Source organism: Pseudomonas sp. DD1 (assembly GCF_044510355.1).
GTDB lineage: Bacteria > Pseudomonadota > Gammaproteobacteria > Pseudomonadales > Pseudomonadaceae > Aquipseudomonas > Aquipseudomonas shahriarae.
In genome coordinates, this window is record NZ_MSAJ01000001.1 from 40,805 (window position 1) to 60,738 (window position 19,934).

The window sequence follows — 19,934 nt, forward strand, 5'->3', positions numbered from 1 at the left end:
GACTAGGCTCCTAAGGTCAGATACCACGTAGAAACGTAAAGATGGGAGTCCGCCGTGAAGCCCTCAGCGCGCAGGATTAAGTCCTTAAATGGCGAGCGACTCATCGTTCTTGTCGAGGAGTCCGGGATGCCTCTGTTCTACCCGGCGCTCTACGTCACAGTGCATCTGCGCGGGCGTTCTCTGGCGCTGAACACCATTCAGAATGCGCTTGATGCGGTCAAAGCCCTGTACGCGTGGCAGGGCTATTACGGCCATGATATCGAGTCTTATTTTTCGCGTGGTGAGCTGCTGCAAGCTCACGACGTGCATTCCTTACGCGATTTTATGCAAAGACCGCTGAGCCGCGACAATGGTGGCAAGATCGCTACGATTTCAGGTAGACCCGCAGCGGTTAGCACAAGCAGTCAGTACGCGCGTATGTCGGTGATGGCCGACTACCTTGGCTTTCTCGCGGGTCAACTTCAAAGGCCATCCGCGCACGCTAGCGAAGCTACCCAGCGGATGGTTGCGCAGATCAAAGCTAACCGTCCCAGAAAGTCGACTAAGTCCAACGGAGACAGGGACGAAAAACACCTCGATGACGTGCTTCTTGATGCGCTTGAGGACGCGTTGAAGCCAGGTTCGGCTAACAATCCCGCACATGAATATGCCGTCCAGGTACGCAACGCTTTGATGTTCTCCATTCTACGTGTCACGGGGCTGCGACGTGGTGAACTGCTGAATCTGAAAGTCGAGGATATCGATTTTGCGAAAAATACGCTGAAAGTGGTCAGGCGCCCGGATTCAATAGATGACGCTAGAGTCTATCAGCCAGTGGCCAAAACACGAGAGCGTACTTTTCCGTTGCTGCCTGAGCTGGCCGATCAAATTCGAGGCTATGTGCTCGGTCAGCGCAACAAAGTGCCCGGTGCCAAGAAGCACGGCTATCTGTTTGTCACACATAAATCTGGGGCTTCGCAGGGGCGTCCTTTGTCGAATGCCGCGTTCGGCAAGTTCATGGGTGAATTGAGGCAGGTGGTCGAAGGCTGCAACGGAATCCATGCCCACTCGCTACGCCATCACTGGAACTACTCATTCTCGGCAATCTGTGAGGGGATAAACATGTCACCCGAGCGCGAGGAAAGGATCCGTTCGTACCTGATGGGCTGGAGTGAGACCTCTGGTACTGCTGCAACCTACAACCTTAGGCACATTAAAGAACAAGCTGGTAAAGCGGTGCTGGACCTTCAACACAGGCATCTTGGTAGCGTACGGAAAGGAGATGCAGCATGAATATGCTGGGTGTACAGGACAGTACTGCCGAAGAGTTTTACTCCCGCGACGGCTACCTGATTAGGTTTCACGATGAACGGTGGAAACTGAGCAAAGATATTGTTATCCCAGTTTCGGCGGTAGCGGGTGCCCTTACTGCCCATATGTACGATTCATACCGACATGTACTCGCTTTCTACGCAAAGACGGGTTCTGCTTCGCATGTTCTGAATATCTGCTCACGTAGCAAGCACTATTTTGAATCAACAACTGCACTGGTGCCATTCAGCGTCGAGTCTTTGATTTCTTATCGATCCACGTTGGATGCGAAGACTGAATGGTATATGGGGGTTTTACGAGGATTCATTAGAAAGTGGGCTGATCTTGGATATGTAGGTATTCCTAGTGAATCACTGAGTTTGTTGAGCAACTGGACGCTTAAAGGTAATGAAAAAGGCTATGCAGTTCAATCCATGAGTCCAGATAGCGGTCCATTGACGGATATCGAGATTGAGGGTGTTATAGCAGCGGTTGTGAGTGCCTACATTGATGAGCGACTAGCGCTTGTTGATACATGTTACGCAATGACATTAGCCATGACCGGACGGCGGCGAGGGCAAATTTCAGCGTTAAAACTAAAAGATCTTGTTCAGCAGCAACATAAAAATGGTGTGCGATACTTTATAGATTTTCCACGTGCGAAGCAGCGTAATCAGGTTTGGCGTCAGACGTTCAACAGGTTTTCAATAGTCGAAGATTTATGGCTGCTTTTACAGCAGCAGGCCGTTTCAGTCCGGCATGCATTTTCAGGGAAATTGGGTTCAGACGTTCCACATGACTTAGTTTCAGAACTGCCACTATTTCCTATCTTGAAAGCTGTCGGACCTCTTTCTGGACTTAAAGATCAACTCAAAGGAGATCTACTGCATGCTCCCAGCAATGCTGTGAAAGTTGCAATGGATCGGGTTGAGAAAACGATTAACGTGATTAGCGAACGGACAGGCCTGCCGGTTCATCTAAATGCTATCCGCTTCCGCTATACGCTCGGTACTAATCTCGCTCGCGAAGGCAAAGGCGAATACGTCATCGCTGAAGCGCTGGACCATTCGGATACGCAAAATGCCGGCGTGTATGTGAGAAATATTCCGGAAATTGTCGAGCGAATTGACAAGGCGGTGGCCCTGCAATTGGCACCTATTGCGCAAGCGTTCCAGGGTGTGCTCGTGGTATCCGAGAGTGACGCAAGGCGGGGCCGTGATCGAAGCAGTCGGATCTCCAACGGCGCCGCGAACCTCGGCACCTGTGGCAGTTACGGTTTTTGTGGCGCATTGGCTCCTATTGCTTGTTATACCTGCAACCATTTCCAGCCCTGGCTAGATGGCCCTCATGAAGCGGTTCTAGATCGCTTGATTCTGGAGCGCGACAGCGTCCTGGAGCAAACAGCGGACAGAAGAATCGCCTCTGTTAACGACCGGCTGATTCTGGCCGTCAGCGATGTGGTTAACAGATGCAGCGCGATGAAAAAAGAGGTTTTCCATGAGTGATATTCACCTCTTTACCCCGAAACAACACCTCGATGCTAAAGCCAATCTCAATGACTTCATTGCAATGTGTCGCTATCGCCTCACAGTCTTTGGGGCTGATCTCGATTGGGACAGCGACACATGGCCGGGTGTCTGTAATTTCACGGTTATAGGTGCTCCATCTCGGGGATTCACTGCCAATCAATTGCTAAATTCCGAGATTGTTCCTTTTGCTAAATCCTATGTGCGCTACCAGCAGCAGTACTATTCCAATAGTAACAATCGCAATAACAAGATAATGGGTATTCGCTGTATTGAGAAAGCGCTGTTGCAGGTCAAAGGAAAAGCAGATATCACGCTGACGGATCTCAATGTGTTGGATATGGCGGGTCAAGTAGCGCGAGAGTACAAGGCGACCGCTTACCAGGCAGGTTGCAGCATAGTGAAACTCGTTGAATTTCTTAACCAATGTAAGATCGTTCCACACGCGATGGTCTGGAAAAATCCGATCTCAAAGCCTATGGAGTTGAATCGAACGGATGCAGCAACGAAAGCCAAACGCAACGCAAAGATTCCACCAGAGCACTGCCTGGGATACATGGCTGAAATGTTCTCCAATGAACTGGAGGACCCGCGTGACCGATTCACCACGTCAATATTTGCTCTGCTGATGTGTGCACCCTCTCGTATCACTGAAGTCCAAGATCTTCCGTTCAACTGCCTACATACCGAGAACGACAGTCAGGGTATTGAGCGACTGGGGCTGCGGTTTTATGCCGGCAAGGGTTATGGCTCGGATATTAAATGGATTTCAACGCCGTTTAAGAGTATTGCTCCTGAAGCCGTACGACGCCTAGCGGCGCTTTCCAATGAAGGACGTAAATTGGCGTCCTGGTATGAAGAGAATCCCCACCGATTCTATCGGCATCCTGGCTGCCCTCGTGTGAAGGAGGATGCCGCTTTGTCTAACGAGCAAGCATGCAGAGCGTTGGGGATTTCAGAAGAAAATCCGACGGGATCTTTGTTGGCTTATTTTAAAAGTTATTCACCGTTTCAAACGCTCAGGGCAAAGGGCGAATCGCTCACCCTGGCTTTTCTAAATGAATTTTGTCGCAGCAAACTTCCGGATGGCTGGCCCTGGTTTAATAAAGAACGGAACATCAAGTATTCCGAAGCGCTTTGCTGTTTTCGGAGCCATGAACTACGTGTGGATATGAATACCAGCCCTGTTTTGCTTTGGAAACCCGGTGGTGCTACATTCACGACCGATCTGAACTATATCAATGGTCAAGAGAGAAATATCTGGATCCGGCACGGTTATAAGAATCCGGACGGGACTGAGATATCGATGACGTCCCATCAAGTTCGTCATTATCTAAACACCGCCGCGCAGCGTGGCAGTCTGGCTCAGCTTGATATAGCAAAATGGTCAGGGCGGGCAAATATTCATCAGAATGCTACGTATAACCACATGGCCGATGATGAGTACGTTGATATGGCTCGACAGGCTGGAGTGGGGGGCCTGCTTCAGAAAGTCAAACTCAATGCTCCTGTCACGTTTGCTGACTTGGACGCTGTGGGGGAGGGCATTGCTCACGTAACTGAATATGGGTTCTGCGTACATGACTTTTCAATGTTGCCGTGCCAGAAGCATCGCGACTGCCTGAACTGCATTGAGCAGGTTTGCGTCAAGGGAGATGAGGAAAAGCTGGAGCGTTTAAAAAAGCAGCGTGATGGCATTCGCTTGCAGCTCACAAAGGCCCTAGATGCGTCTGAAAACAGCGTCTACGGTGCAGACCGCTGGAGCCAGCATCAAATTACCACGCTGGAGAGAGTAGGGCAGCTTATCGAGATTCTGGAATCGCCGAGCACTGCGAATGGCTCGGTAATCCATTTAAGCATTGATCAGGAATTCAGTCCGCTCAGGCGCGAGATAGCTGCACGCACAGCTGTCGCAAAAAGCGCTGCTCCGTCGATATCAGCTAGGCCTGATGTTGATGAGCTTCGCACCCTTCTGGGAGTCTAACTGTGGCAAAGCATCTAACCATCAGAGACATCGCTATCCTAGTTAACCAGATTGATGCTTGGGAAGGAAAGTTAGGTTGGGATGCTTTGTGTGACGCCGCTGCACCTCTGATCGGTGGAAGACCTACTCGTCAGACCCTTAGTTCACACGGTCAGATCAAAGCGGCGTTTGGGCAAAAAAAACAGCAGTTGAAGACTGGTTTCGTTTCAGCGAAGAGACCGTCGAGCTTGAACATTGCAGAACAGCGCATCAGACGTTTAGAGAGCGAAAATGAACGCCTAAAAGTGGAAAATTCCAATTTATTAGAGCGGTTTGTGAAATGGCAATACAACGCGTACAAGCACGGAGTGACTAAGGATAAGCTTGACGCTGAGCTGCCAAAAATCGACAGATAGAAATCTTGAACCGTTGGCAGATGAAACCGCCTTGAGGTTGAGTTGTCGAGGGGCCTGGAGTGACTCTGAGTCGACGTTGACGTCCGCACCCGTTGAAGCTCACTGGAAACCATAATCCTTGAGCAGAGCTAAACTTTACCCGTAGAACGTTTTACGGCTTATCCGATCCTTGACGATATAGGAGGAGGGATATGACTTGTCCTCAAGCTGCGGAGGTCCGGGCTGATTTGGCGTTTGAGGAATGGAATCGGCTCTGGATGATTCAAGGCCATGATGTAGTGTGCCGCCTTTGCCAGAGACGTCAAAGGCTCGTCTCGGCTCATGAACCTTTTGCGCACCGCCGGTCTTGTATCTGGTCGATGGCCAAAAAGAAACACTATCCCTGGCGGACATTGGCCAGCATTCTTCGGCCATTTGACTGGAATCATTGAAGAGTATCCGTAACCGTCCGGCCAACTCACCTTCCTGACCCCGACGCCAAAGGCGATGGTGTCCACCTAGTTTAAGTGGACACCATTTCTAGCCTTTTAAGCGGGTCTTTCCATGCAGTCACAACGCCGTTCCTATTCAAAATCCTTCAAGGCCCAAGTTGTCCAAGAGTGCGCCCAGCCCGGCGCATCGATTGCCTGCGTCGCGCAGAAGCACAGCCTTAACGCGAACCTCGTCCATAAATGGATTAGGGTATGAATGGGCACGATCCGTATGCCTATCTCAAGGATGTGCTGATGCTGCTGCCGACACAGCGGGCGGGCGAAATCACGCAATTACTCCCGCAGCATTGGATGTCTGCCTGAGTCAGGCTAAGTGGACTTCGCCAAATAGTCAGCTCAAAGGCTGATTGGCATCAACAATTCGGAAGCGACTTTTCTCAGCATGTAGGTTTCGCGCAGAATTGATTGCCCCATCGAAGACTCGTGACGCTGCATAACGGCTTCATTGTGCGTGATGGCTTCATGCAGGTTGATCCAGACAGGCCGCATACCATTAGCGATTTCGTGGCTTTCCATTCTCACGGGCTCTAGCTGGGGCGCTACTTCGCATTGATAAAAATGCGAGGTCATGTGCATCAGATCGTACTGTGGCTTCCAGTAGGGCCGGTACTCCTCAATGTAACCGAAGTGCTGGAGCACCTGTATTTCATGGGCACCAGTCTCTTCCTCAAGCTCACGCTTCAAGCCTGTGACAATGTCCTCGTCACCATCAAGGCCGCCTCCAGGAAAGCTGAAGTCGTTATAGCGCTCGGTGAACAGCAACAGGATCTGTTCACCCCGCATCACAATGCCCCGTGCTGCATGTCGACGGAATACTCTGCCCTGCTTGGACTTCAGCTCGGGGTGAACAATTTCAGTTATGAGTTGCATGGGGTCTCGTTACGGCAAAATCAGTTAGTCATCGTCCAGGGTGGCCACGGCATTTCCGCAGTTCTGGAAATACTGTGGCCAGTGGAACTGGCTCAGCGAAGCAGCAATACGGGTAAAGTGGATGTTCGCAGCATCGTCGTGGTCGTGCTGCCTACCAGAAACTGCCTGATGCGTGAGTGCCCGTACGCCCCCATGACCAAGAGGTCAATGCCGTGCTCTGCCTGATACGCATGCAGTACCGACTCTACTTCGCCTGGGCGGATCTCGGCATGCACCAGCGGGCCAGAAGAGGCAAGTGTGGTTCGTGCTTTCTCCAGTTCGTTCTGGTTTTCTTCAGAGTCCGTACCAACCATGACGATATGAATTGGCAGGCCTTCGCACAGCGGGCTTGAAGCAAGCATCTGTACGGTCTTGTGGCCTGTAGCGCTGCCGTCAAATGCCACCATGACCGTTTCAGGTTTCCTGAAATGGCTGGTTGTAATCAGGATGGGGCGGTGGATAGTTCGGACTACCGCTTCAATCTGGCTGCCAAGACTTTGGGCACTGCGCGTGCTGTCCTCACCGACTCTTCCAATCACCAGTAATCGAATATCGTCTTGGAGATCGCTCAGGCTCTCGACGAGATGGCCGTGGCGCTGCTTCAGATCAGGTGACATGGCGCCAGAGATGACTGTTCGCTCGCGAGCTTTTTCAAGCATGTGCTGCCCATGCTCCAAGGCCAGTTTTGCACGCTGCGCATCCAGCGTGGCCAACTCTTCCAGTAGATGTTCTCTGCTACCGAGACCGATATTGCCGCTGAGGTCAGCGGATGCAGGATATTTCTCCTTATCCAGCACATGAAGCAAGGTCAGGGGAGCGCTGAGTCGTTGCGCGGCCCATGCTGCGTAATCGCAGACCGCCAATGAGGATTGTGAGTTATCAATGCATGCCATTACGTGGGTCATTGTCGTTCTCCTTAGTGGCTCATGAGCTTGTCGATGGCACCGGGCTTGTCATGCACGCCGAAGCGATCAACGATTGTTGCGCTGGCTTCATTGAGACCGAGCACTTCAACCTCCGCGCCTTCACGGCGGAACTTGATCACAACCTTATCCAGCGCTGCGACGGCGGTGATATCCCAGAAATGCGCCTGTGTGAGATCGATGGTGACCTTGTTGAGCGCTTCCTTGAAGTCAAAAACCTCAGTGAACTTGTCCGCAGAGCTAAAGAACACCTGGCCCACTACGTGGTAAGTCCGATGCGATTTCGCCTCTTCCAGAGTGCTCTTGATATCTAGGTAGTGCCCGACCTTATTGGCAAAGAACAGCGCAGCCAGCAGCACACCTACCAGTACGCCGTAAGCCAGGTTGTGAGTGGCCACGACGACCACGACGGTCGCCACCATGACTAGGTTCGTCGACAGCGGATGCTCTTTCAGATTGCGCAAGGAATCCCAGCTAAAGGTACCGATTGACACCATGATCATGACTGCTACGAGTGCCGCCATAGGGATTTTGGAGAGCCATTCTCCAAGAAATACCACCATCAGCAGCAGGAAAACGCCGGCACACAATGTCGAGAGACGGGTGCGGCCACCAGATTTCACGTTGATGATCGACTGGCCGATCATGGCGCAGCCGGCCATGCCGCCAAGCATACCGGCAGCGATGTTGGCGACTCCCTGGCCTTTGCATTCGCGGTTTTTGTTGCTGGTGGTATCGGTCAGATCGTCGACGATGGTCGCGGTCATCATCGACTCGAGTAGACCTACTACGGCCAAGGCAGCCGAGTACGGGAAAATGATGCGCAGGGTTTCAAAATTCAGCGGTACTTCAGGCCACAGAAAAATCGGAAGTGTGTCCGGTAGCTGACCCATGTCCCCAACGGTGCGGACATCCAGCCCTAGGTAAATCGCGATAGCAGTCAGGGTCAAGATGCACACCAACGGCGAGGGAATCAGCTTGCCAATCTTCGGCACATACGGGAACAGGTAGATGATGCCGAGGCCCGCAGCGGTCATGGCATAGACATGCCAGGTAACATTGGTCAACTCAGGCAATTGCGCCATAAAAATCAGGATCGCCAATGCGTTTACGAAACCGGTGACTACCGAGCGTGAAACAAAGCGCATCAATGAGCCAAGCTTCAGGTAGCCGGCAAGGATTTGAAGTACGCCACATAGTAGAGTCGCGGCCAGCAGGTACTGGAGTCCATGCTCTTTTACCAGCGTAACCATCAGCAGTGCCATGGCGCCTGTCGCCGCCGAGATCATCCCGGGGCGCCCCCCGACAAAGGCGATGACAGCACAGATACAGAAGGAGGCGTAGAGACCGACTTTGGGATCTACCCCGGCGATGATGGAAAAGGCGATGGCTTCAGGGATCAGCGCGAGTGCGACCACCAGCCCCGCGAGCACGTCGCCACGGACGTTGGAAAACCACGTTTGTCTAAGTTTTTGCAGCATAGAAAATATCCAAGGCAAAGCATCGTGCACGCCAAGGGAATGGCGAGCGAATCGATACAAATTCAAATTTTGAGGATTTTTTGCTGTGTGCCTAAGGTGTAAAACCAGGCGTACAGCAGTGCGCACCCGCGAGCGAGGCTAGCGGAAGCAGGGTGTTGCGAGGGGGCGTAGCGCTAAGGCGGCGTAGGCTGCCAGTAGATCGTTTGGAGTACAGTCATGCTGATGTTCCTGTAGCTCAAGGGGTATGCGGAGCAGAAGTATACAATGAAGCCATCGTCGATTGCGACCCGCTGCCAAGCTCCGCACGAGCTACGTCAGATACAGGCTTATTCAATGGGTATACCTGCGGGCAAGGCTTTGTTTTCCACCCGTTCTTGTCTGAGCTGGTCTGTGTGCTGAGAGGTGAGTTGGCCAGACGGTTACGAGTATCCATCTCAGGCCCGATTCTCATCCGGAGATGGCTGCTATTAAAAAATTAACATGTTCGACGCTTCACTTGCACGAACTAGAATAGCTAGAGTGTAGCGCGGCATTAGCAATCAAGTCTTAACTAACAAAAAATACTGCAAATAAAGCTGTCAAAGATGTCGATGGCGCAACAGCATCGTAAGCCTCAAAGGCGCTAGTTAGACTTTAAAAATCGAACCAGCGTGAGAGAAATTTATTGGCTGATATAGCCAGAAAGTAAAAAATGACTATATAGAAAAACGGCTTGGCGAACGTTAAGGTCTTGATCGCGATATCCAATAACCCTTCCGCAAAATATGCTTCTCTTTCGTCATGCATTGAAGGCTTAGCGCCTGTCGTCATTATAGGTAACCAAAATCTCTGGTAAAAATTTGGCGATTTCTTTTGTTCAAAATAGTGGGAATGCCCACCTTTATGAAACCGATTAAAAAACTTTGAAGTATGTTCTCTGGAAAAACCTACGCGACCGGCGTCTCCTAACCCTAATATGAAACAACGAGCTAAAATTAGAATACTGTCTCTCGTTCCGCATTCATTAATAGTTAATTCTGAGCGCATGATGATGTGATCAATATCATGGTCATGTTCGAGAGGGCTGCCGCACATTATCGTAGATTTTATTTTAACTTGTTCGCTACATAACTGAATAGCCCGTGACAATATATAAGTTCCGTAACTATGCGCTACTATATGAATATCCTTGTCTATATTCTCTTCAAGTGCTTTCGCAACTCTTTTGGCAATAATATTAGTATTTTTCTTTCGCAGCGGAGGAATGGAAAATGACAAAAGATCGAAAAAGCCGTATTTGAAATCAATACTCGTGAAATCACGAGAGTATTTATCTAGATTCGACTTTAGATCTTGCTGCCATCGGCCGTGGGTTCGAATGCCATGAATTGTGATCAGGAATTTGTCATCTTCCCGCTGTATAAGTTTAAGCTGGTTTCCAATTAAACTCCGGATAGAGTCCAAAATGTCATTCTTCCAATCATTGGAATAGATAGAGCCATCTAAAACTACCGTGACATTTCGAGAAAACTCGGACTTGTATTGATCCAATTCATCCAGGTTTGCTGTAAGACCGATCATTAACGTCGGTCTAATGTAACGCTTACGAGCATTGCAAATGTCAGAGAGTAGCGCCATGCTGATGCTTGCGTGAGGGGTTGAATCAATCTTTTTTGGTAGAACTACATCTAGAATAAGCAAGTCATACTTTGAAAAAAGTTCCAGCCGAGCTTCATCAGCCGATTCGCAAACAACCAAATTTACTACAGGAGAAAGCCCCGCAGAAGAGATGGTCTCAATAATTTGGTTTATGCGTGTACGGTTATCATCAACAAGCAAAACATTAATCATTAGTCAAACTCGTAATCACATTATTAAGATCATCTTTCCATTTAGAGTTCGCTGAATCGAAAAATATAGTTCCTTTGTAAGACTCTCCCACCAGAGCCATTAGGTCATTTATTTGGTCGAGATTAAGCTTGCCGGTATCAACGCTGAAATCTGCGAAGCCTGTTAATATTACAAATGGTATAAGCCGGTTTTGCTTCTTGAGCTTAGTTACTATTTCTTTACCTGCGAGTACTTTAAAACGGCCTCCCATATCACTTGCAGTTCGATCAAAAGTTGGCATGCTCATGTCGAGGATTAAGAAATCGAATTCGTCCGATATAGCAAGTGTTAGTCCGCTATTATAGGAAGCAGCTTCAACTACATCATGTCCGTTGACTGAGCTTATAAAGTCTACTATTTTTTCCCTTTTAAAGAAATTATCTTCTACTAGTAAAATTTTCATTTTTAAGGCTCATGGTTGCAACGAATTGATTATTGTCTATAGCTATATCAAAGTCAAAGCCGTTTGAGGAGTTTAGTAGCAAGTTATGTATTTTGTATAGCCCACTTCCACCTTCTTCACGACTCAAGTTTGAGTTGAGATCGGTCCACTTATCCTTCTGTCTTTTGATAAAGCCTGAAGGATCTTGCATGACTTCAACATTATTGAATATCTCTAAAGTATCTTTCGTTTTGGTACTCTCATGGTGAACCTTTATGCCCCCGTCCAGCCTATATTTATTTGCATTTTCCAAAGCGGTAAACAGCGAAATAAAAAGTGCTCTCGATTCTCTAAAATTTAGGATCAGTTCGCTTTCACATCTACTGCACTCTATGTTTAGATCATTGTGACCATAGATTGAGTTGAACGAGGCCACCGCGGCCTCAACTACAACGCTAAGATATTGGTAAGATTCTTCACCATGGGAACCGACGAACCTGAACCAATTTAAAACAGTTTCTACTTCCTTATTAAAATTGGCCCGTGCTGTTTTGATTGCCATATGCAGTCGATCTAATTTTGTGCCACGGCGAGCGGAAATTAAACCGAGCTCAAGTGCATCAATCTGTTCAGTAATTTGAACCTTAAGTTCGTCATTGATTAGCGCTTGCGCGACCCTTGCCTGCTCACCGCATAACGTCCACATGTAGTCGAGCAAATCACGGAAGAAAATTTCAAAACTTGTACTTTGTTCGACGAAGTTAGAAACTTCAACTACGTTCTCGTAATAAGCGGAGTAATCAAATATATATAAATTAGGCTTGCCGTCCATACCTACACGGAACTGATTGTTAACGCGCTTCAGAATATCATCTACAGACTTCGAAAAAGATTTCAATAATTCATCTACTTCGTCAGTCACTACGGCATTGACATATTCATATTCTTGCATCCAATAAGTATTGGATAGGTAAGCTCCATTTTCAGTCGTCGTCATCAGATTAGAAATTTCAAAGCTAGATCTAATTTGCGCAACAAAGACAATATGTCGTATTTCCGCACTTAAATACTTATCTAAGCCAAAGTTTTCATTTAATGCAAAGTCCGCGGCAGCTTGCCTATAAATTTCTAAAAGAATATCAGTTTTCTTGTTGGATGATATTGCGACGGAGACACCCTCAATTTTATCTACGTCAAAAAAATCACCAGATATACCCTTCTCAAAGACTGTTTCGATTTTTTCCAGCTTGATGTTATCTATCGATTTTGCTTTTTCATACAAAGCGACATAGGCATGTTTTCTCTGCGCTTCCAACGCCTGTATATCTACGTACAACTTCCCAGTTTCAATCTTGGTTCGTAACTTGTCAGAGAATAAATTTTCAATAACTTTATGCTTCTCAATATTGAGAGATTCGACTTCACAGCCAGGAGTGTCTATTAGTAGATTGATTATGGTTACGCGTTCATGTATTACTGACAAATTGCTCTTGTACTGAAGAATGCTATCTAGCTGGGAAGGGACACATATATGTGATAAAAAGTATATGTCTCGCTCTGATAAAGTTTGGCCCCCAAAGATCTCTGATGGTTTGTGAGTGCCGTTAAACTCAAGCCAGTCGTCAAATATTTCAGATTTTTCTTCATCATAAGCCGAGTTGATTTCGCGTTTGTAGATATCTAACGCTATCAGGGAGGATATGAATGCGTTGTTATCCTCTTTCGGCAGTGTCACGGCCTCTTTGCAAATCCTATTAACCGGTAGGTGCATAAAGGCGTTCCTATTTTTAGCGTACTCACTTATTAAAAAGTTTATTGCACTTAGCCAATCGTCACTTTTGACGTATAAGGCCGATCGTACCTTTAAATAATCTGCTGGGATAGGAAATGCTGTCCGTACCAATTCAAGTTTAGTAGGCGCTACGACTCCGTAACGTATCGCCCGCTGCAGGGGCAAGTGGCTTGACTGGAAGTTAGATATAACACAGTTATTGAAATCCGATTGGTTAGCTTTCGGTGTGTTTATTCCTCCCAAACATTTTGTATGTCTACGGCTGAGCTCGACTACTTCCTTGTCGGTGATCTCGGAAAGGATGCTAACCAAGTGGAACATTAGAGAGCGCGCCCATTGCTCGTTCCTATACTTTACACAAATCCGCTGGATATCATTAATATCTTCAGAGCAGCTATCTTCCAAGGTTAGAATTCTCGCCAGCTTATTTGCTAGCTTAGCGAAAAATGTGTCCTCAGCGGTGATCCCGCAATAAATTTTCGATTTGGCGTAAATTTCTATCAATCCGCATGTATCGAAAGATTGCGCACTTATAGCGCTTTCGATGTCTTTTAATACCGCGCTGTAGTCTCCTTTTGTGTATTTTTCGACAATAACCTCGACAAAAGGAATAGGAGCGGCAGAGATGAATAAGTTAAGGAGTTCGTCGTCGCCAACTTCGAGGGCCAATTTACTTATTTTTTCCTTTAAGTTGCTCGGAATCTCTACATCTTTTGCGGTTAATTCGATGATTATTGTTTTTAGGAGGATATATTGATCTATCAAGGCTTCATTTCTGTAAAGAAATAAATTATCAAAGCCAGTTTGCCTTTTTTGATCCCAGTATATCGGTAGTAACATGCATGATAAATTTGAGCCGTGTAAAATTGCTTCTATGTTTCCAGAGCTACGCCGCTCGTTAAGTTGGCGAATAATGCTTTCGGTAAAGTACGTGACCAAGTTGCTTTCGGACATGAGCAGCAAGTATCGAGATTTATGTAGTGCTTGACCAGGTGCTATTATTTTTTCCACCACTGCTACAGCGTCCCGCGTGTCTTGCCCGTCGAGTTCTTTCTGCACATGCACTCTATTTTCAAAACACCACCAGTTTGCTGACAGGTTTTCGATTTTATCGAGTATTTCTAATGCAGAGTCACTGCATCCGCTTAAAACTGCAGTGTTGTACTTTTTCCTATATGCATTGAATTTTGAAATCTTTTCTTTTTTTCCATGCAGTAAGCCGAGAAGCCAGTAGATATAGTTTTCCGGGCTTATATGTGTAGAAATCGAATGATTATTATAATAAGTGTCTCTGGTGAATACCCGGCAAAGTGATTCCGGTAACATCTTATGTTTCGCGAGAGCTATAATGGAATCGACTTTGTTTTTGTCATTAAATTCCTTTAGTTTCTTGAGCACGCGGGGAGCTGGGTCATCTTTGAGACTAGCCTTAATGAAGAGCCTGTCGTCAAATTTGTCATTGTTTTTATGAGTACCTTTTCTTCCCCGTACTAGCATAAACTAACTTCCTAATCAATTTTGTATAAGAGGGCGCTATTATCTGAAAAAATGTTTCAAACAGCCTTGCGTTTTATTATGGCAGTGCACTTTCCAGTTGATTGATGGTGCCAAGTCTTTCATGATGTTTAAAACAGAAATAACTATCACGAATCTACTCCTAGTATCATAGTGACTTGGGCTTCAGAGTCTCAAATTTTGGCAGCACCTTAGCCTTCATTACGCCACGGAGCCTTCCTGGTCCACTTCGGCTTGGGTGAGCCAGTACGATCTGTACATCGTAACGAAGCTTGTATGGAGTCGCCATTGCTAATGGTGGCAGATTGGTTTTTTACCGCTATTTCGGGGCTTAGGATCATCGTTCTCAGTCATCGCGTTTCCAAAAAACACGATTTTTTTGTAAAGTTTTCATTTAAATATTGAGGTCGACTTTCCTAAATTTGTTACTTCGCGACCTGGCGATCTTGATTTCTGTCAGTAGCCCATTGATTTACAAAGGGAAAAACAGAGACTCTCTGAGTTATTCTCCTCTTTAGTATCTACAACCGTTCTAAGGCCACCTTGGCCCGGACTATCCCGTAACACCAGGAACCCCCGCTGGCATTTGCCTCGGGGGTTTCTTGTTTTTAGGTAGGGAAACTCCCCGGCTCTGGCATTTGTCCCTAGGCGTCACAAGATTTAGGCTGTAGCGCACTCCCTTACCCAAGAAGGAAGCCCCGATGACCTGGTCTGCCCGGCAGTATTCGATGTTTGAACAACAGCGCACCCGTCCCGTCCGGGATCTGGTTGCCGCCATTCCCGCAGGCGACGTACGAACTGCAGTCGACCTGGGGTGTGGCCCCGGCAACTCCACCGAGGTATTGGCCCAGCGTTTCCCCCAGGCGACGATTACTGGCTTGGACAGCTCGCAGGACATGCTGGTCAGCGCCCGTGAGCGGCTGCCGGCACTCAACTTTGAATTGGCCGATATCGGCGCCTGGAAGCCAGCGCAACAGTTTGATGTGATCCTCGCCAACGCCTCGCTGCAGTGGGTACCGGACCACGCCACCCTCTATCCGCACCTGGTGGCGCAATTGACGCCGGGCGGGACGCTGGCGGTGCAAACCCCGGACAACCTCAACGAGCCCGCCCACCGCCTGGCCCGTGAAGTGGCAGCGCAAGGGCCGTGGGCGGACAAGATCGGTGCGGTCAAGCACAACGAGCGCCACGGGGCACGTGATTACTACGAGATGCTGAACAAGCATTGCAGCACCGTCGATGTATGGCACACCACCTATTACCATCCGCTGAGCGGCCATGAGGCGGTGGTGGAATGGTTCAAGGGCACGGGCCTGCGGCCATTTCTGGCGCCGCTGGATGAGGCCGAGCAAGGTGCTTTTCTCGACGTCTATCTGGCGCGTATCCGCGAGGCTTACCCGGCCCTGGCCGATGGCACGGTGTTGCTGCCATTTCCACGGCTGTTCGTCCTCGCGACACGCTGACAGTCAGCCTTCAGGCCTTCAGGAACTCGTCCGCCGACACCACGCTGGCGTAGGCAAATGCCAGTGACGCCATGTAGGCATCATGCACCTGCGCCGCCGGAACGGTCTTGCCATTGAATTCCTGATCGCGGGTAGCACATGCGTCGTGGATCACCGTCACGTTGTAGCCATAGTCCGCCGCTGCGCGAACCACGGCGTCGATGCACATGTGGCTCATGCTACCGACGACCACCAGGTCGGTGATGCTGTGTTGTTCGAGCAACTCGCGCAGGTTGGTCTGGCGAAAAGCGTTTACGAAGTGCTTGAGCACCACCGGCTCGTCGTTTTCGTTCTGCACCTTGGCATGTATATGGGCGCCTTCAGAGCCTGGGGTGAAGAAGGGCGCATCTGCCGAGGTGAACTCATGGCGCACGTGGATCACTGCATCGCCGGCCTGACGAAATGCGTGGAGCACCTGTTGCGCCTTGTCGGCCGCCGCTTCCACACCGGCTAATGGCCACTTGCCTTGGGGGAAGTAGTCGTTCTGGATATCAATTAGGATAAGTGCTTGCTTGGCCATGTGTGTTTTCTCGTGAGGGGTTGATGCGCCCAGTATCGTAGCTGGCGCATGGCGCGGGGATTGGCTCTACCGACAATAACAGGGGGAAAACTGACAATGGCTGTGGAACGCGCGATCGTCGAGCTCGGCGTGCTGATCTACCGTGGCGCGCAGATGGCGGCAGTACACGGTTTGACCGACCTGTTCGGCGTCGCCAATCGTATCGCCGCCGAGCATCAGAGCCAGCAGCTACCCTTGCTGCGTGTCAGCCACTGGCAGGTCAATGCCGAGGGTACGCCTGTCCGGGCATTTGACAGCCAGCCGGGCCCCGATCAACCGTTGATGGCCGTGCTGGTGCCGCCGTCGATTGGCGAGTTTTGCGAAGAACAGGCGCCGCCCGCGCTGTTGCACTGGCTGCGCCAGCAACATGCGGCCGGCACCGTACTGGGAGGTGTGTGCATCGGTTCGATCATGCTGGCGCGCAGCGGCTTGCTCGATGGGCGTAGCGCCACTGCCCACTGGTCTTCTTCCAGCGCCTTCGCCAGTCGTTTTCCTGCGGTGCGCCTGGAGGCCGACAAGCCTATCGTCGATGATGGCGACCTGATTACCACTGCCGGGCTGATGGCCTGGTCCGAGCTGGGCCTGCGCCTCGTCGACCGCCTCATGGGTCCGAGCATCGCCGCCGACACCGCGCGCTTTCTGGTGATTGAGCACAGTGACAGCGCCAGCCAGTGCGGCAGCAATTTTGCGCCGATCCTCGGCCATGGCGACGCGGCCATTCTCAAGGTCCAGCACGCGTTACAGGCCAGTGGCGCGGTGGATGTCTCCCTCGCGGCGATGGCTCAGGCCGCCGGCCTGGAAGAGCGCACTTTCCTGCGCCGGTTTCGCACTGCCACCGGCCTGAAACCCACCGAGTACTGTCAGCACCTGCGGGTGGGCAAGGCGCGACAGATGCTGGAGTTCACCACTACCACCATTGATCAGATTGCCTGGACTGTGGGCTATCAGGACCCCAGCGCCTTTCGCGGGATCTTCAAAAAAATCACCGGCCTTGCGCCCAGTGATTACCGCAACCGATTCGGCGTCAGGGCCCCGACCTGAATCCCGAACACGCCAACCCCCTATGTGTGAGCGGGCTTGTCGGATCGCCGCATCGCCGCGAAGACGTCGGCCCAGCCAACATTGATGTTGACTGACCCACTGCTTTCGCGAGCAAGCCCGCTCCCACAGGGGATCTGCGCTTAACTGACTGGCATTAGGGCTTGCCCGCGATAGCGGTGGACCAGTCAGAGAGGCACTCACTGATAGACCGCTATCGCGGACAAGCCCATATTTTTAATCGCCCCGCGCCCTGGATCGTGCAGAACGCCGGACCCTCCTCGGCCCGTCGTGCAGAATGATGCAGGCCAAATGCTACTGCTCCCTCCCTAACCACTTGATCCGCCAACCCTTTGCCCCGACTGCGCCTTGGCCTGATAGCTGCAACCCTTGCACTACACACCTGCAAGCCTTGCCCAAGGGGGACGCATGACCCCGACCAACCGCAAAAAAGCCGTGGTGGCGCACTCGGTCCGGCCCGATGCACCGTTGCACGAAGTGGAAACCAACCGCGCCCTGGCCCGTTGGCTGGCGCAGATCCTCGGGCTCGACTACGGCGCCGACCTGCATGCCCCCGCCGATCTTTACCTGCTGCCAACCCAGACCCTGATAGGCGCGGCCCAGGCACTGAGCCTGGGCGTGAAGGGGCCGGAGGACTTGTGGGGCGGTTATGTGGACCACGATTTTATCTGCACCAAAGCTATCACCCATGGCCTGCACGCCCCTGATGCAGTGGCCCCCGAGGGCTGGTCGCCGCTGTTTGCCGAGCGGGTACGCGGGGTAGTTCTCGATGGCTTGAGCGTGTTTGCCATGGAGGATGCCCGCATCGCCGCCACACAGTTGCTGGACAGTGGGCCGATTCGCCTGAAGCCGGTGCATGCCTGTGCCGGTCGTGGTCAGGAGGTGATCGAAAGCCTCAAGCAATTGGAGCTGATCCTCGCCCGCCCGGCCATGCCAGAGCTGTTCGCTCAAGGCGTAGTACTGGAGCAGGATCTACAGGAGGTCGTCACCCACAGTGTCGGCCAGAGCTTTATTGGCGGTCGTGTATTCAGTTACTGCGGCGAGCAATACCTGACCCAAGACGGGCAGGGCGAAGCGGTCTATGGCGGCTCCAACCTGCTGGTGGTACCGGGGTATTACGACGCGTTGCTGGCCCTGGCGCTGGACGATGACGTGCGCCTGGCCATCGAGCAGGCACAAGTGTTCGATAACGCCGCCGATGAAGCCTATCCTGGGTTTTATGCCTCGCGGCGCAATTACGATATCGCCCAGGGCCTGGACAGCCAAGGCACGCGCCGCAGCGGGGTGCTGGAGCAGTCCTGGCGCATGGGCGGTGCCAGTAGCGCCGAGGTCGCGGCGCTGCAGAGTTTTATCAATGATCCCGGCCTGCGCGCGATTCGTGTGTCGTCCGTCGAAACCTATATCGACCAGCCACTGCCCGCCCATGCGATCGAGATCTTTCGCGGTCCGGCAGAGCACGGCGACTTTCTTCTCAAGTACGTAACGGTCCAACCTTATGACGGCTAGAAGCGAAACCATCACCATTGATATCGACGACGAACAGATGAGCGGGACCTTCCTCAGCCCCAAATCAAAAGTGCCGGGTGTGTTGTTTGTGCATGGCTGGGGCGGTAGCCAGGAACGGGACCTGGAACGGGCCAAAGGTATCGCCGGCCTGGGCTGCGTGTGCCTGACCTTTGATCTGCGCGGGCACGCGGGCAACGGCATCCCCTTGTCGCGGGTCACCCGCGAAGACAACCTGCGGGACTTGCTGGCGGCCTATGATCGATTGCTGGCGCACCCGGCCATCGACACCTCGGCGGTAGCGGTGGTGGGCACCAGTTATGGCGGCTACCTGGCGGCGATCCTCACGTCATTGCGCCCGGTGCGCTGGCTGGCGCTGCGGGTACCGGCGCTGTACCGCGACCAGGAATGGCACACGCCCAAACGCGACCTGGATAAAGTCGACTTGATGGATTACCGCAGCACCCTGGTGCACGCCCAGAGCAATCGCGCATTGCATGCGTGTGCGGCGTTTACCGGTGATGTGTTGATTGTCGAATCGGAAACCGATGACCACGTGCCCCACTCCACCATCATGAGCTACCGGGCTGCATGCCAGCAGACCCATTCGCTGACCCACCGGATCATCGACGGTGGCGATCACTCCTTGAGCGACCCGGTGTCCCAGCAGGCCTACACCTCGATCCTGGTGGACTGGATCACCGAGATGGTGGTGGGCGAGCGCTTGAGCATCATCCAATCCTGATGACGGGTT

General features: G+C 51.0%; 16 protein-coding genes and 1 pseudogene. 10 read left to right on the forward strand and 7 right to left on the reverse strand.

The features are described 5' to 3' along the window. Window positions 1-54 precede the first annotated feature (54 nt). The 6 genes and pseudogenes from PSFL_RS00270 to PSFL_RS00295 all read left to right on the forward strand — a co-directional run. Window positions 55-1,272 (forward strand): site-specific integrase, encoded by a 1,218-nt coding sequence (locus tag PSFL_RS00270; protein WP_323156846.1) that lies wholly within the window; start codon window positions 55-57, stop codon window positions 1,270-1,272. Continuing rightward, window positions 1,269-2,795 carry a site-specific integrase gene (locus PSFL_RS00275; RefSeq protein ID WP_323156845.1) on the forward strand — a complete coding sequence of 509 codons (1,527 nt, stop codon included), beginning with the start codon at window positions 1,269-1,271 and terminating at the stop codon, window positions 2,793-2,795. The genes PSFL_RS00270 and PSFL_RS00275 overlap by 4 nt, the downstream gene beginning before the upstream one ends. Continuing rightward, complete coding sequence (locus tag PSFL_RS00280) at window positions 2,788-4,800, forward strand: integrase (protein WP_397469536.1); 2,013 nt, start codon at window positions 2,788-2,790, stop codon at window positions 4,798-4,800. Before PSFL_RS00275 ends, PSFL_RS00280 begins: the two co-directional genes overlap by 8 nt. 2 nt (window positions 4,801-4,802) lie before the next feature. Next, entirely contained in the window at window positions 4,803-5,195 is a 393-nt protein-coding gene (locus tag PSFL_RS00285) for a hypothetical protein (RefSeq protein ID WP_323156843.1), read from the forward strand. A 543-nt stretch (window positions 5,196-5,738) separates the two neighbouring features. After that, window positions 5,739-5,882: a transposase gene (locus tag PSFL_RS00290; protein WP_369294001.1), complete on the forward strand. Its 144-nt coding sequence runs from the start codon at window positions 5,739-5,741 to the stop codon at window positions 5,880-5,882. Continuing rightward, window positions 5,879-5,989 (forward strand): annotated as a pseudogene (locus PSFL_RS00295) (transposase domain-containing protein); the annotation flags it as partial. The gene PSFL_RS00290 and the pseudogene PSFL_RS00295, both read left to right, overlap by 4 nt. Window positions 5,990-6,022: 33 nt before the next feature. Here PSFL_RS00295 and PSFL_RS00300 read toward each other — a convergent pair. The 6 genes from PSFL_RS00300 to PSFL_RS00325 form a co-directional block, all read right to left on the reverse strand. Then, entirely contained in the window at window positions 6,023-6,556 is a 534-nt protein-coding gene (locus PSFL_RS00300; RefSeq protein WP_323156842.1) for an NUDIX domain-containing protein, read from the reverse strand. A gap of 92 nt (window positions 6,557-6,648) precedes the next feature. After that, window positions 6,649-7,500, reverse strand: coding sequence for a universal stress protein (locus tag PSFL_RS00305; RefSeq protein ID WP_323156841.1), 852 nt, complete (start codon window positions 7,498-7,500; stop codon window positions 6,649-6,651). An 11-nt stretch (window positions 7,501-7,511) separates the two neighbouring features. After that, complete coding sequence (locus PSFL_RS00310; protein WP_323156840.1) at window positions 7,512-8,999, reverse strand: SulP family inorganic anion transporter; 1,488 nt, start codon at window positions 8,997-8,999, stop codon at window positions 7,512-7,514. A 633-nt stretch (window positions 9,000-9,632) separates the two neighbouring features. Then, window positions 9,633-10,829, reverse strand: coding sequence for a hypothetical protein (locus tag PSFL_RS00315; protein WP_323156839.1), 1,197 nt, complete (start codon window positions 10,827-10,829; stop codon window positions 9,633-9,635). After that, window positions 10,822-11,271: a response regulator gene (locus tag PSFL_RS00320; protein WP_323156838.1), complete on the reverse strand. Its 450-nt coding sequence runs from the start codon at window positions 11,269-11,271 to the stop codon at window positions 10,822-10,824. Before PSFL_RS00320 ends, PSFL_RS00315 begins: the two co-directional genes overlap by 8 nt. Then, the gene (locus PSFL_RS00325; RefSeq protein WP_397469537.1) at window positions 11,246-14,539 is read right to left on the reverse strand and encodes a hypothetical protein; all 3,294 of its coding nucleotides are present in this window, start codon (window positions 14,537-14,539) and stop codon (window positions 11,246-11,248) included. The genes PSFL_RS00320 and PSFL_RS00325 overlap by 26 nt, the downstream gene beginning before the upstream one ends. Before the next feature lie 719 nt (window positions 14,540-15,258). Between PSFL_RS00325 and tam the strand changes: the two genes are divergently transcribed. Beyond that, window positions 15,259-16,020, forward strand: a complete 762-nt coding sequence (gene tam, locus PSFL_RS00330) for a trans-aconitate 2-methyltransferase (RefSeq protein ID WP_169959838.1) — start codon at window positions 15,259-15,261, stop codon at window positions 16,018-16,020. Window positions 16,021-16,030: 10 nt separating this feature from the next. Here tam and PSFL_RS00335 read toward each other — a convergent pair whose 3' ends face one another. Then, the gene (locus PSFL_RS00335) at window positions 16,031-16,579 is read right to left on the reverse strand and encodes a cysteine hydrolase family protein (protein ID WP_057438953.1); all 549 of its coding nucleotides are present in this window, start codon (window positions 16,577-16,579) and stop codon (window positions 16,031-16,033) included. A gap of 96 nt (window positions 16,580-16,675) precedes the next feature. Here PSFL_RS00335 and PSFL_RS00340 point away from each other — a divergent pair, with 96 nt between their 5' ends. From PSFL_RS00340 to PSFL_RS00350, 3 genes are all read left to right on the forward strand, one after another. Further along, window positions 16,676-17,659 (forward strand): GlxA family transcriptional regulator, encoded by a 984-nt coding sequence (locus PSFL_RS00340; protein ID WP_273870471.1) that lies wholly within the window; start codon window positions 16,676-16,678, stop codon window positions 17,657-17,659. Window positions 17,660-18,085: 426 nt separating this feature from the next. Then, window positions 18,086-19,183: a DUF3182 family protein gene (locus PSFL_RS00345; RefSeq protein WP_397469538.1), complete on the forward strand. Its 1,098-nt coding sequence runs from the start codon at window positions 18,086-18,088 to the stop codon at window positions 19,181-19,183. Further along, on the forward strand, window positions 19,173-19,925 hold the full coding sequence (locus tag PSFL_RS00350) for an alpha/beta hydrolase family protein (protein WP_397469539.1): 753 nt from the start codon (window positions 19,173-19,175) through the stop codon (window positions 19,923-19,925). Before PSFL_RS00345 ends, PSFL_RS00350 begins: the two co-directional genes overlap by 11 nt. Window positions 19,926-19,934: the final 9 nt, after the last annotated feature.

Coding starts and splice junctions, on each gene's coding strand:
- PSFL_RS00275 (WP_323156845.1), top strand. CDS start 1,269: ATGAATATGCTGGGTGTACAGGACAGTACTGCCGAAGAGTTTTACTCC.
- PSFL_RS00280 (WP_397469536.1), top strand. CDS start 2,788: ATGAGTGATATTCACCTCTTTACCCCGAAACAACACCTCGATGCTAAA.
- PSFL_RS00290 (WP_369294001.1), top strand. CDS start 5,739: ATGCAGTCACAACGCCGTTCCTATTCAAAATCCTTCAAGGCCCAAGTT.
- PSFL_RS00300 (WP_323156842.1), bottom strand. CDS start 6,556: ATGCAACTCATAACTGAAATTGTTCACCCCGAGCTGAAGTCCAAGCAG.
- PSFL_RS00305 (WP_323156841.1), bottom strand. CDS start 7,500: ATGACCCACGTAATGGCATGCATTGATAACTCACAATCCTCATTGGCG.
- PSFL_RS00310 (WP_323156840.1), bottom strand. CDS start 8,999: ATGCTGCAAAAACTTAGACAAACGTGGTTTTCCAACGTCCGTGGCGAC.
- PSFL_RS00315 (WP_323156839.1), bottom strand. CDS start 10,829: ATGATTAATGTTTTGCTTGTTGATGATAACCGTACACGCATAAACCAA.
- PSFL_RS00320 (WP_323156838.1), bottom strand. CDS start 11,271: ATGAAAATTTTACTAGTAGAAGATAATTTCTTTAAAAGGGAAAAAATA.
- PSFL_RS00325 (WP_397469537.1), bottom strand. CDS start 14,539: ATGCTAGTACGGGGAAGAAAAGGTACTCATAAAAACAATGACAAATTT.
- tam (WP_169959838.1), top strand. CDS start 15,259: ATGACCTGGTCTGCCCGGCAGTATTCGATGTTTGAACAACAGCGCACC.
- PSFL_RS00335 (WP_057438953.1), bottom strand. CDS start 16,579: ATGGCCAAGCAAGCACTTATCCTAATTGATATCCAGAACGACTACTTC.
- PSFL_RS00340 (WP_273870471.1), top strand. CDS start 16,676: ATGGCTGTGGAACGCGCGATCGTCGAGCTCGGCGTGCTGATCTACCGT.
- PSFL_RS00345 (WP_397469538.1), top strand. CDS start 18,086: ATGACCCCGACCAACCGCAAAAAAGCCGTGGTGGCGCACTCGGTCCGG.
- PSFL_RS00350 (WP_397469539.1), top strand. CDS start 19,173: ATGACGGCTAGAAGCGAAACCATCACCATTGATATCGACGACGAACAG.